The 11,784-nt window shown below is 61.7% G+C and carries 11 protein-coding genes; 7 read left to right on the top strand and 4 right to left on the bottom strand.

Annotation, left to right across the window (positions count from 1 at the left end; all coding sequences use genetic code 11):
• The 4 genes from IVA96_RS33080 to IVA96_RS33065 form a co-directional block, all read left to right on the top strand.
• The coding region (locus IVA96_RS33080) for a tyrosine-type recombinase/integrase (protein ID WP_247397431.1) at positions 1-1,006 on the top strand (1,006 nt) is incomplete at its 5' end.
• Between the two features lie 142 nt (positions 1,007-1,148).
• Positions 1,149-1,736, top strand: a complete 588-nt coding sequence (locus tag IVA96_RS33075; RefSeq protein ID WP_247299914.1) for a hypothetical protein — start codon at positions 1,149-1,151, stop codon at positions 1,734-1,736.
• Positions 1,737-2,798, top strand: a complete 1,062-nt coding sequence (locus IVA96_RS33070) for an XRE family transcriptional regulator (protein ID WP_247299911.1) — start codon at positions 1,737-1,739, stop codon at positions 2,796-2,798. It abuts the gene before it with no gap.
• Between the two features lie 175 nt (positions 2,799-2,973).
• Complete coding sequence (locus IVA96_RS33065) at positions 2,974-5,379, top strand: hypothetical protein (protein ID WP_247299909.1); 2,406 nt, start codon at positions 2,974-2,976, stop codon at positions 5,377-5,379.
• 500 nt (positions 5,380-5,879) lie between these two features.
• Here IVA96_RS33065 and IVA96_RS33060 read toward each other — a convergent pair whose 3' ends face one another.
• The 3 genes from IVA96_RS33060 to IVA96_RS33050 form a co-directional block, all read right to left on the bottom strand.
• Positions 5,880-6,488 carry a hypothetical protein gene (locus IVA96_RS33060; RefSeq protein ID WP_247299906.1) on the bottom strand — a complete coding sequence of 203 codons (609 nt, stop codon included), beginning with the start codon at positions 6,486-6,488 and terminating at the stop codon, positions 5,880-5,882.
• 1,243 nt (positions 6,489-7,731) lie between these two features.
• The gene (locus tag IVA96_RS33055) at positions 7,732-8,379 is read right to left on the bottom strand and encodes a hypothetical protein (RefSeq protein ID WP_247299902.1); all 648 of its coding nucleotides are present in this window, start codon (positions 8,377-8,379) and stop codon (positions 7,732-7,734) included.
• A 13-nt stretch (positions 8,380-8,392) separates the two neighbouring features.
• Positions 8,393-8,707: a hypothetical protein gene (locus IVA96_RS33050; RefSeq protein WP_247299899.1), complete on the bottom strand. Its 315-nt coding sequence runs from the start codon at positions 8,705-8,707 to the stop codon at positions 8,393-8,395.
• 241 nt (positions 8,708-8,948) lie between these two features.
• On the opposite strand from IVA96_RS33050, the gene mobQ reads away from it, so the two are divergent.
• Positions 8,949-10,139 (top strand): MobQ family relaxase, encoded by a 1,191-nt coding sequence (gene mobQ, locus IVA96_RS33045; protein ID WP_247299895.1) that lies wholly within the window; start codon positions 8,949-8,951, stop codon positions 10,137-10,139.
• Positions 10,140-10,163: 24 nt separating this feature from the next.
• Here the strand turns inward: mobQ and IVA96_RS33040 are convergent, their stop codons facing one another.
• Positions 10,164-10,751, bottom strand: a complete 588-nt coding sequence (locus IVA96_RS33040; RefSeq protein WP_247299893.1) for a hypothetical protein — start codon at positions 10,749-10,751, stop codon at positions 10,164-10,166.
• Between the two features lie 400 nt (positions 10,752-11,151).
• On the opposite strand from IVA96_RS33040, the gene IVA96_RS33035 reads away from it, so the two are divergent.
• A complete protein-coding gene (locus IVA96_RS33035) occupies positions 11,152-11,469 on the top strand; it encodes a hypothetical protein (protein WP_247299892.1) in 318 nt (105 codons plus the stop codon).
• A complete protein-coding gene (locus IVA96_RS33030; RefSeq protein WP_247299890.1) occupies positions 11,466-11,726 on the top strand; it encodes a hypothetical protein in 261 nt (86 codons plus the stop codon). The genes IVA96_RS33035 and IVA96_RS33030 overlap by 4 nt, the downstream gene beginning before the upstream one ends.
• Positions 11,727-11,784: the final 58 nt, after the last annotated feature.

Genomic DNA, 11,784 nt, shown 5'->3' with positions numbered 1-11,784 from the left:
TGCTGGCGACCGAAACCTCCAACGACGTGGGTTCCCCGTGACCACCCTTCCTACCCCTGTCGCAGAGACCGCAATCGGCCCCGCGCTCGACTTGGAAGCGGTCGCCGCCCGCGCCGCCGGACTCGCTCGGCAGGCGCGCGCCGCTAACACGCTCCGCGCCTACGAGGCCGACTGGCGGGAATTCGCGGGGTGGTGCGCCGCCCGCGGCCTCGAACCGCTGCCCGCCGCCCCGGCCGTGGTCGGGCTCTACCTCGCCGACTGCGCCGACCGGCTGTCGCTCGCGACCCTCGCCCGGCGGGTGAGCAGCCTCGCCGCCCGGCACCGCCGGGCCGGGCTCGGCCTCGACGTGCGCCACCCGGCCGTGGCCGACGTGCTGGCGGGCCTCCGGCGCGAGCGCGGCTCCGCCCAGCGCCGCGCCGAGGCCCTGACCGTGCCGCGCCTGAAGCAGGTGCTCGCCGGGCTCGGCGACGGCCTCGCCGACCGGCGCGACCGCGCCCTGCTCCTGGTCGGCACCGCCGCCGCGTTGCGGCGCTCCGAGCTGGCCGCCCTCGACGTGGCCGACATCGCCGTCCTGCCCGAGGGCCTGCGGGTCACGATCCGGCGCAGCAAGACCGACGCCGAGGGTCGCGGCGCGGTGCTCGCGGTCGGGCGCACGGGACAGGCGACGTGTCCGGCCGCCGCCTACACGGCGTGGCTTGCCGCGACCGGGATCGCCGAGGGGGCGGCGTTCCGCGCCGTCGACCGTCACGGCCGCCTCGGCGGGCGGCTGTCCGGCAACGCCGTCGCGCTGATCGTCCAGCGCCGCGCTGGCGCCGCCGGGCTCGACGCGGCGGCCTATGCGGGCCACTCCATGCGGGCGGGGTTCGCGACCTCGGCCGCCCATGCCGGGGTTGGCGAGATCCGGATCGCTCACCAGACCCGTCACGCCTCGCTCAGCACCCTGCGCCGGTACGTCCGTGAGGGGGCCCTGTTCGCCGACAATCTCGCTGTCGAGATCGGATTGTAGCGCTTCCAGGGCTCTCGTCTGGGACGCCCAGGAGTCCAAAGCGTAAGGCCCGACAAGGAGTTGCGGCTCGGTTATTGAAACGGTTATATTTTCCGCCATATCCTTCCAAGGGCGCGACGTGCTGCCGGATGGAGAGGGCCTTATGGACGTGGAAGAAGACCAGTCGCGCCAGATGGCGATCATCGAGCCCCTGCTGCTCGGCATCCACGACGCCTTGTACGAGGCGGTCGCCACCTACAACGGTGACGGGTACTCGGATGCGGTTCGTGCGCAGCACAGTGATCGCGCTGCCGCGTGCTGCATCTACGACCACGCCGAACGAGCGCTGATGGACCGCTTCGACGGCACGCCTGGGGTGAACTTCCTGGATCGCCGGGGGCTTCACCTGCTCAACTACCGGGATCAGGCGCTGATCCGGGTCAAGAAGGTGAACGGGTTAGGCCAACACGCTAACTACCAGACCCTGCAACAGCAGGATTATGACGACGAGATGCCCCTCCTCGATCTGCCCGAGGCGGCCGTGCGTCTGTATGCGGGCTACCAAATGGATGCCGCCGGGGCCGCGATCGAGCGGGTGATGATTGTCAGGCAGATCGGCAAGGACGTGATCTGGACGGCGCAGGTCACCGCTACGGAAGCCCAGGCTGCGTGGGTGGACATCACGCCGGAGCGGATCCCTGACACTGGTCGGACCGACTTTGAGGCGGCGCGTGCGAGACGAGGACGCTAAGTGACCGACGCGGTCTTCAACGCTGACATGCTGAGACTCGCGCGTGAGGCGCGCGAGATGACCCAGGCTGATCTGGCGAGAGAGGCGTCTGTCACGCAGGCGCTCATCTCGAAGCTCGAACACGGCCTGATCGGCCAACCCTCCGACGAGGTGCTGGGCAACCTCGCGAAGGCACTCCGCTTCCCTACAGCCTTCTTCCATCAGCGCGAGCGCGCGATCGGGTTCCCCGCCTTTCACTACCGCAAGCGCACGAAGCTCGGCGCGAAGCCACTCGCGCGGATCGGTGCGGTCATCAACATCCGGCGTCAGCACGTGGCGAGGCTCTTGCGCTCCTACGACCTGGAAGTCGCCAAGCCGATCCCTCAGATCGACCTGGACGAGAGCGGCCTCACGCCAGAGAAGGTCGCCGAGCGGCTGCGCGCGTACTGGATGCTGCCGCGTGGGCCGGTCGCCTGCGTGGTTGATACGATTGAGCAGGCGGGCGGCATCGTCATCATGACGAGCTTCCACACCAAGCTTCTGGACGGCATCAGCTTCCGTTCGGAGGGCATGCCACCGCTCTTCTTCATGAACAAGGATGTTGCCGGGGACCGCTTCCGTTTCTCGCTCGCGCACGAGCTTGGACACATCGTTATGCACACCGTGCCTGACGACGATCAGAAGATGGAAGAGGAGGCGCACCGCTTCGCTGCGGCTTTCCTCATGCCTGCCTCGGATATCAAATCATATTTGATATCTCCTAAGATTACTGCTCTCGGTAGAGTGAAAGCGTACTGGAAGGTCTCTATAAAAAGCTTGATTAAAAGAACTTACGACCTAAAATTAATTACTGATTCTCAGTACAAAAACATGAATGTTCAGTATAATAAATCTTTCAACGAGGGTGAGCCATACGAAATACAGGTAGAAGAACCTTGGCGCCTTAGAGATATCATCAAGTATCACTGCAACGAGCTTGGATACAGCTTGTCTGACTTGGCGCGCCTTCTGGCTGCGAACGAAGCCGACGTTGAGCGCGCGTATCTCCCGCGCCAGGGCCTACGCCTCGTGGTTTCGAACTGAGTTTTGGGTCCCCTTCTACGTGACGAGGACGCGTGTCCAGTAGGCGTTGTCTCCGCCGCCCTCGACTACGAGAACCCCATGGGTGAGGATATTCACGACGCTGCCACAGCGCTTGCCACGGCATATGCGAACGGCGATGTCTACCGTGCATCGGGCATGGTCCAGCGGGAACATAATGTCTCTGTACAAAAAACTACAAGATGTCCGCAGCGAGGAAGACGTCAAAGATGTTTACATTCAGGCGTTAGGCTTGAAGAAATATACCAAAGGGCTAATTGATATTCGTACGAAGGAAATGTGGTTCGAGGCTAAACATCACGGCAAGGACTCAAGTTATAAGATGTTCACCCAGCTTCTGCATTATGTGCAGGATGGGTTGAATAAAGGGGACGAGTTACCACCGTTCCTGGCAGTAATGGATACTGAGAAGGCGGCTCTGATGAAGACCGCTGATGTTATTCCATTTTTGAAAAAGAAGACGATAAAATGGGGCAAGTCGGCTACTAAATTCCCGAAGGAGGCGCTCGACCAAGTATCCGCGTTCATTGGAACAAGGATGGTCTCGTTCAGGATAGCGACGCACGAAGATGAATTCATCAGTACTGTAAAAGCCGCTCTGACAAAGGGCGATATTATCCGCATTTCGATCACGCCAGATAATTTGAAGCAAGTTTTCGATAAATGGGTCGAGATGATCGGTCGGGAAATCGGCGGTGCTCCGGTAGATAAATATGCCCTTCTCTTTTTCGCCGACATCATGCATGACGGAACCAAGGCGACTCATGAAAACTTGCCGGCCGAACTTCTCCATCAAGGAGAAGCGCCCGTATTTTCCCTCGACGGTAAACTTTATAAACTAGGTAATCGTGAGGGTTACCGTCAGTTCTGGTCAATTTATCACCGCCCACCAGATGAGGAGTATCGCAATTACTTATTAGAGCGTCGCGACTCCCTAATCCCGCTAGACGAGCGTAGCTTCAAGGGCGCTTTCTATACTCCACTCCACGTGGTTGATAAAGCCTACGATAAGTTAGCCGACGTTCTTGGGAAGAACTGGCAGAAGAACTACATAGTTTGGGACATGTGCTGCGGCGTTGGGAACTTGGAAACCAAGCATTCCAACCCGCGAAACGTTTTTATGAGTACATTAGATCAAGCTGACGTCGATGTTATGAAAGCTACTAGAACCTGCGTTTCCGCCACTCGGTTTCAATATGATTATCTCAATGATGACATTACGGCTGATGGCAGAATTGACTATAGCCTCACCAACAAAGTGCCGCCCGCTCTGCGGCAGGCAATCGCCGAAGGTCGAAAGATCCTGATACTTATCAATCCGCCATATGCAGAAGCTGCAAACATAGATAACATCACAAGTTCTCGTGGGAAAAATTCAGAGAGCAAAAAAAGCGTTTCAAAGACGCAGATTGCTAAAACGATCAGTGATTTTGGATACGCTTCGCGCGAACTATTCGTGCAATTTCTAGTGCGGATCGCCAAAGAGATACCAAACGCTACCTTGGCTATGTTCAGTACCTTGAAATATGTAAATGCTCCAAATTTTGAGCCATTCAGGTCGTTTTGGAATGCATCTTATCTCGGCGGTTTCTTGGTGCCTAGCAAAGCATTCGATGGTCTAAATGGGAATTTCCCTATTGGCTTCCTTATTTGGGAAACCGATAATTCCGCAAAAAAGAAGACACCAATTACAAACATAGTTGCGGAGGTTCTTAATAAAAAAGGCGAAGCAATTGGCGAAAAGCAATTCTATAATCTACCAAGTGAGCGATTTCTGAGCAATTGGATTAAGCGGGCAAGGTCTAATAAGGATGACGCCCTGCCCTTGAAAGGCGCGCTCGTGCCAACGACTAGTATTAAAGATGTGCGTGGCACTAAATGGGCAGACGGAGCGATCGGCGGAATGATTGCGCCCGGTGGTGATGTTCAACACGCAAATCTTACCGCCTTGCTATCATCAGGGTACTGTAGCGCAGGCGGTTTTTTCGTCACCAAGGAAAATCTCTGGAAATCGGCAGTTGTGTTTGCGGTACGGCGTCTAGTTAAGCCGTCGTGGCTCAATGATCGGGATCAGTTCTTACAGCCTGATGAGCCTCTTACTGAAGAATTTAAGATGGACTGCTTAGTCTGGATGTTGTTCAGCACACAAAATCTGACGGCTGGCGCGAACGGATTGGAGTGGAATGGTCGCCAATGGAGTCTGGTCAATCACTTTATTCCGTTCACCGAGGCTGAAGTTAATGCACCTGACCGATTTGAATCAGATTTTATGGTTCAATACCTACATAAAAAGAAGTTTTCGGTTGAGGCTTCCGCAGTCTTACGAGCAGGTAAAATCCTTTGGCAAACGTATTTCTCCATCACCGATGTATATAGCGTTCGTCAAAGCCTCAAACTCAATCGCCCCGATGTTGGATGGTATCAGATCCGATCCGCTCTTGGTCGACGCGAGGAACAGAAAGACAAAATCGAAACCGAATTTGCTGTCTTTGACTCAACCTACGAGACGCTGACATCGAAGCTAGCACCGATGATTTATGATCTTGGCTTCCTAAAAACTTAGCGTGCAGCAGCGGCTCATGCTGGTAAGCAAGCAGGCGAGATCTCGGGACACGAGGCGGAGAGAGAACGTTCGTCTCCGCGCTGTCAATCTGCATAGGTATGGGCGCTTAGCGTACGTTTTCGAACATCCTCTGCGATGACCCCGAGTTGGCGTAGACGAAATACCAAAGGTCCAAACCGGGTGAACGACGACGCCTTCACAGATGAGCTGAGATCGGCCCTGGAGGCCCTGATCTCGGAAGCCCGTGCAGCAGGCCCAGGGCGGGTTGTGACCGCGGCCGAGCGCGCTGCGATAATCTGGGTCACGGACCGCCAGGAAGCCCCCGAGGCCGCCCGCCGCGATCTGCCGGTACCAGAGACCGCACGCCGCTTGCAGTAGGATCCCGGCCGCCCTGGCTCCTGTGGTGGGCGACGCGATCTCTCGTTCATGACGGACACCCGTACCCACGACGATCTACGAACTTACAGCCTCCCAGATCCGGACTGGTGCACAACTGCGGTTCAGCCGGCGAGCCGACGCCACCATGGGCGTGCTTTCCAGGCTTCCAGCTCGGCGCGGGCCTGGGCGGTCTCCGCTTCGGCTCTCTTCTCCAAAGCACTCAACTCTACCCGTGATTGAGCCGCTGCGGCATCGGCCAATGCTAATCGCGCTTGCAGCTCGCGCTCGCGACCCCCGGCCTCCTCAACGACCTGGGCGAGTTGCCGAGCGAGAGCGGCGACCTCCCCGACTAAGTGATCGGATTTCTCAGTCTCGGCGCTCCTGTCAGCTACCGCCTGCGACAGAGCTTGCTGCGCCTCTGTGAGAGCCCGCTCGAGCCGTTCGATATGGGCGGTTAGGAAGGCAACGAAGGTCCTTTCGAGAGGGCCTTCGACAGGAGGCTCAGCATCGATTTCGCTTTCATCGAGAGGGGTTTCGACACCTCTCTTGAGAGCCCGCTCAAACTCTTCGATAGGGATCTCTATCCGGGTCCTACCGTCGTTACCGGGGAGCCTACGCCAGCCCTGTCGGCGCACGAGCTGCCGAGCTGAAGCCGGTTTCAGAGAGAATGCTTCCTCGATCTCCGCATACGTCATGATGCGGGACGAAACCCCCTTCGACACCTCGCTCATGACAGCCCCTCGGTCACTCGGAATGAGACGGACGAGAGGGTGTGTCCATAACTCTTTCGAAAGGGTATCTGACCGCCCTTTCGAGACCCCCGTCGAGGGAGGGCTTACCGTAGCCGTGTTGACTGCCTGTGTCGGTACGGGGATGGTGGGCGAATGCCGGACTCGTGCCGGTTCGAGGAGATAACCGCCACGACGGCAACGTAGAAAAAGCAACGGCCCCTCAGGCGCCAACCTGAGAGGCCGTGGACCGATCTCATAGAGACCGGCGGGGGATCAAACACCTCCCGACAGTCTCACGAGCACCCTTAGGGGTCAAGACGGGACGCCAATCCCGTCAACGGTCTTGCTCGTTCTGTGGAAGGGTGTCGCCCGCTAAGGCGATGCTCGCTGCTGTGCCGTGGCCCGCAAGGGCTGGGACATGTTCGCTGAAGAACTTAGGCGCGCCGTCGAGGTTGCGCCCCGGGGCGCGCTGCCCGAGGTGGCGGCGCTGCTGTGGCGCGCCTTCGGGGCGGGCCAGGTGAGTGAGGCCGAGGCCGAGGCGCTGTCGGCGCTGATCGAGGGGCGGACGGTCATCCCGGCCGCGCCCGTGCCGCCGCGAAGGCCTGCTAGCTCCCGGCCGCGGAGCGACGCCCCGCCGGGCCGACCGTCCATCTTCCCCCCGAAACGCCATCAGCGCTCGCCGGATCGCGCTCGGTCACTAGAGCGACGGCGGACCTTGGCTGCCTCTGGTCCAATGCCCCCGGCGCTCGCGGCCCGGCACACGACTGGCGAACTCGCCGCGTTACGGATCATCGCCGACGAGGTGCGGGCGCGCGGCGCATGTGAACTGTGCGTGTCGGCCATCGCGGCGCGAGCCGGGGTGTCGGCCTCGACGGCACGCAACGCGATCCGGACGGCTGCCCGTTCCGGGCTTCTCCACGTCGAGGAGCGCCGCCTTCTCGGCCGGCGCAATGATCCCAACCGCATCACCATCGTGGATGCCGCTTGGCGGGCTTGGATCGCGAAGGGCGGCCGAACCGGGGGGGGTGCCTTCAAAAAACTCGAGCCCACGGACAGAGGATCTCAGAAAGCGCAATCTTGGAGCGGTCAGCGGCCAGCGGAAACGTCGCAAAGAGCTGCCGGGAGGCAGGGTCGGGCGAGGGCAAGGCCACCTTCCGATTCCGGACCGGGTCCGTCACGGCGAGTGCCATCCATGCGGTAGGCTCATGCACCCGATCGTCATTCCGAACGGCCCGCTGCGCACTCAGTAGCCGTCGAGCACGGCGTACTCGCCACGCGGGCCGAACCGCGGCGCGCTCAGGTCGATGCGGACGCACAGGCGCGTGCGCCTGTCATCGGACTGGCAGTTCGTCAGCACCACGCGGCCTGCGCGGCGTTGCCAGTCCTCGGCCCGCGCCTGGAGCGTCGGCAATGCGACGCGCAGGCGCTCGACTTCGGCGGCGAGGCGGGCGCGTTCCGCCTGACCCCAGAAGGTAGACGCGGCGACGCCGGCAAACTGTGCGCCGGTGGCGCCCAGCACGACGAGGCTCAGAACTGCGGTGAGGCGAAGTGTCAGCCGAGCCGTTGCCTGTCGAACCCCGTGCGTCGCTGCGTCGATCTCACCGCGCGCGTCGTGCAGCGCGGCCACGACCTCGCTGCGCAGTCGGTCGGCCCCGAGCGCGGAGACCGTCGTGTCCAACGACGCGACGCGGTCGGACAGCGTTCCGAAGGCCGGCCCGAGGGCCGACACGTCGAGGGTGAGGGTACGAGGTTTTGCAGCCGCCATCTCGGCCGCCTGTGCGGCCTTGAGCGTCCCCTGCATGTCCTGCCCGAGTCGGTCCACGTCGCGGCGGACTGCCTTGAGCGTGTCGAGCAACTCAATGACGGGGTCGGTTGAGTTCGCGCCGTCCATTGTCGGCAGGGTCCTACGAGTGCTCCGTCTCGGTGGGCGGAACAGGATCCTGTCTCATGGAGAAGATGTGCAGGCGGCCGAGAAGGTCGGTGACCCTTCGGAGGTCCACATCCGGAAGACCGTCGTTGTCGATGATCGAGACCAGCTGCTTGGCATTGGCAGGGCTGTCGTAGGCCCATCGGATCACAACAGCGCCGACGACCTTCGCCTCCCGTTCATCCCTGGCTTGGATTTCTGCCTCCACACGTGCGGTCTCAGCGGCAAGCGCCGTCAGCCTCTGTTCCGGGGTGCGCTTGATGCGCTTCGGCTTGGTCTCGGTCGTGTCCATGTTCGAAGCTCGCTTTTTGAGAGTTGCATTCGAGGGGCGGGCAAAGCTAGGGTTGAGTCCCGAAGGGCGCGGTTACGTCTCGGACTGCGTCCGACACCCGCGGTCCTCAGGGGCTGCGCCCCGCCGGACGGCTTCCCCCCAGTCCGGCGCTTAGGCGCCGGACGTCAGGGTTCCTCACCCTGAAACCGAGCCAGCGTCGGGCCGCTGGACCACGTATGTGCGCACAGGGCGCGGTGACGGGATGGCGCTGTACCGCTTCGAGCTGAAGGTGATCGGCCGCTCCGGCGGGCGTTCGGCCGTCGCCGCAGCCGCCTATCGCTCCGGCACCCGGATGGTCTGCGCCCGCCGCGGCCAAGTCTTCGACTACAGGCGGCGCAAGGGCGTCTCGTCGCGCGAACTCCTCGCTCCCCCAAGCGCACCGGCATGGGCTCGCACGGATCGCCAGAAGCTCTGGCAGATGGTGGAGGCGAGCGAACGCCGGGTCGACAGTAGGCTCGCGAAAGAGGCCGTACTCTCGTTGCCGCGCGAGCTGAGCGTCGAGGATCGCGTCCGGCTGGTCCGCGCGTTCGTCGAGCGGGAGATTGTCGCGCTCGGTCTTGTCGCGGACATCGCGCACCACGACGGACGGACGGGAAAAGACGATCCGGACGGCGGCAATCCGCACGCTCACGTGCTGATCTCGACTCGTCGCGTCGGTCCCGATGGGTTCGAAGGCAAGGAAAAAGCTCTCGACGCTCGAGACACCCTGTTGCATCTCCGTGAAGCGTGGGCTTCGCATCTGAACGAAGCGCTCGAGCGTGCCGGAGCGCCGACGCGGGTCAGCCACCTCTCGCTCGCGGCACAATGCGAGGACGCCAAGGCTGAGGCTGCCGATGCGCGCGCCAGCGGTGACACGGAGAAGGCGGACGAAGCCGACGCAGCGGTTTTCGTGCTTGATCGGAAGCCGGAGCCGAAGCTCGGGCGGGGACACCACCTCCGAACCCGCGCTGGCATTCAGACCGACCAAGGCGAGGCCGTAGACGCGCTCCGGATTGAGCGTGCCCGCCGACAAACGCTGACCGCGACCCTGCGCACGCTGCTCCGAAAGGCCGCGCAGTTTCGGTTGCAACTCGGCGACCGCCTGCGTCAAAGCTTGAGCGAAGGTGCCATGGCCTCGCTGCGGGATACCAACCTCGCGGTGTCGGTGGGTCGCTTGGCACGCGGCGAAGGGGAGCGCCTGACTCCCGATGAGCGCATCAAGGCACAGGAACGACAGCGCGCGTTGAGGCACGAACAAGCTGAGCGGCGCTTGGCTTTGGGAGATGGTGAGCAGGCCTCGGCACGTGAGCGCGACCTGCGTCGAGAGGAGATTGAGCGCCATCGTATCGAACAGGAGTTACTGAGGGTCCGCGCCGTGATGCGGCGAGATCGTGGACGTGGGATCGGCCGCTGAGCGGCCGATCCACGGGCCGGCGCGCTAGTCCCTGCCCCACCCATCGTTCCGAACCGGCTTGCGGGACTTGGGCTTGCGCTTCTGTTCGGCCTTCGGGGTGAGGTTCGGCGGCACCGGAGCCGGAGCCGGCTGAGGAACGACGGGAGCGGGCTTGGCCTCCGCGTCTTTCTTGGCGCGCGCGTCGATGATGAGATCGCCGATGGTACGGTCGAAATTCGGCCCGTCATCGACGTTCGGTGGGACCTTGCACCGACAGGTCAGACACCGGTCAACGCGCACCCGGATCCGCTCAAACGCGCGTTCGTCCTCGGGCGTGATTTCCTTGTTGTCACGCTTGAGGAGCCGCACGCGGTCCCAGGTATCGATCTCGAAATCCTCGATCTCGCATTCCCAGAGTTCGATCCGCACGTCTTCCGGAACGGGGACGCCCGCAACGTACGTCGCGGTACTCAGAAGAAGGGCATTCTCCTTGCGGCACTCCCATGAAAGGTGACCGGCTCTCCTGACCTGTACGAGATATCGACAATCATGAGGGCGCAGCGGGTTTGAAGCTTCCGGCGCAGCGGAGGCATTCTGATCTTTGCGGTCTTCGTTCTGATTGGAGTTGGACATGTGAGGCCCCGGCATTTCCAGTTGCGAGGCCGTCTATGAATATCGCTCTTTGCCGAAAGTACAGAGCGGAGACCATTGGATAAGTGGGCCGGACCGGCAGACAGTATCTTGAAAAAGCTGAGAAATACTGCTACAAGGAGCAAGAACGACATCATAAAGACGGGAGAGACCCGTCACATGTGGAGGGGCATTCGCCACCCCAGTGAAGTCGATGGACTTCACTGGCCACATGTGAATACATTCTTAAAAGTAACCTAATGGAATTTGGCGGCTCGCCAAAGCCCGAATTGGCGGCAATTCACAGTTTCGTGAAGGAGCTGCCTAGGGTGTGGGCAGCCGCGGGGTGGCGTCTTCTGGGCTGTGATAATGACGCTTATCGGAGGTCAAGACGGAGTCGGTCATGGTGGCGCTGTTGGAGCAGATGCTCCGGGACGTGCGCCGGGAGATCGCCGCGATCGAGATGCGCTCGGCCGCGCGGACTGCTGGGCTCCTCGCCCTAATCCGGGATGGGGCCGACACCGCCGAGCAGGACCGGCTGATGTCGGAGGACATGCGCACCCTGGACGGCCTGCGTCAGGAACAGCGGGTGCTGAAGGAGGCCCTGGAACGCCCCGACCTCCCGGCGAGCGCCCAGGATCTGCTCGATCTCGCCGACGCGAAACTACGCCTTGTCCTTGAGGCCCGACTCCAGCTCCAGGACCTGAGGGGTCAGGGATGACCGTCGCGCCCGTCCCGGCCTCATCGCTCCTCGATGACGCGCTCGCGGACGCAGATCGGGAGATCGCCGAGACTGAGCGGCGGCGCGAACGGCAAGTTCACCTCCTCCACGGCCTCGACCCCGGCACGAAGGCGCGGACCTGCGCCGAGCGCCTCCTGTGCGAGATCGACTGGACCCTCTCAATCAACCACACGCACCGAACGCTCATCCAGAACCTGCTGGCGACCGAAACCTCCAACGACGTGGGTTCCCCGTGACCACCCTTCCTACCCCTGTCGCAGAGACCGCAATCGGCCCCGCGCTCGACTTGGAAGC

The sequence above is a fragment of the Bradyrhizobium sp. 159 genome, from assembly GCF_023073795.1.
In the GTDB taxonomy this organism is placed as follows: Bacteria; Pseudomonadota; Alphaproteobacteria; order Rhizobiales; family Xanthobacteraceae; genus Bradyrhizobium.
The sequence above is the reverse complement of the archived record's forward strand: the minus strand, read 5'-3'. Positions and strand labels throughout refer to the sequence as shown.

Excerpts from the sequence above, each read along its gene's own strand:
- IVA96_RS33050 (WP_247299899.1), bottom strand. The coding sequence starts at position 8,707 with ATGGACACGACCGAGACCAAGCCGAAGCGCATCAAGCGCACCCCGGAA.
- IVA96_RS33030 (WP_247299890.1), top strand. The coding sequence starts at position 11,466 with ATGACCGTCGCGCCCGTCCCGGCCTCATCGCTCCTCGATGACGCGCTC.
- IVA96_RS33060 (WP_247299906.1), bottom strand. The coding sequence starts at position 6,488 with ATGAGCGAGGTGTCGAAGGGGGTTTCGTCCCGCATCATGACGTATGCG.
- IVA96_RS33065 (WP_247299909.1), top strand. The coding sequence starts at position 2,974 with ATGTCTCTGTACAAAAAACTACAAGATGTCCGCAGCGAGGAAGACGTC.
- IVA96_RS33075 (WP_247299914.1), top strand. The coding sequence starts at position 1,149 with ATGGACGTGGAAGAAGACCAGTCGCGCCAGATGGCGATCATCGAGCCC.
- mobQ (WP_247299895.1), top strand. The coding sequence starts at position 8,949 with ATGGCGCTGTACCGCTTCGAGCTGAAGGTGATCGGCCGCTCCGGCGGG.
- IVA96_RS33035 (WP_247299892.1), top strand. The coding sequence starts at position 11,152 with ATGGTGGCGCTGTTGGAGCAGATGCTCCGGGACGTGCGCCGGGAGATC.
- IVA96_RS33040 (WP_247299893.1), bottom strand. The coding sequence starts at position 10,751 with ATGTCCAACTCCAATCAGAACGAAGACCGCAAAGATCAGAATGCCTCC.
- IVA96_RS33055 (WP_247299902.1), bottom strand. The coding sequence starts at position 8,379 with ATGGACGGCGCGAACTCAACCGACCCCGTCATTGAGTTGCTCGACACG.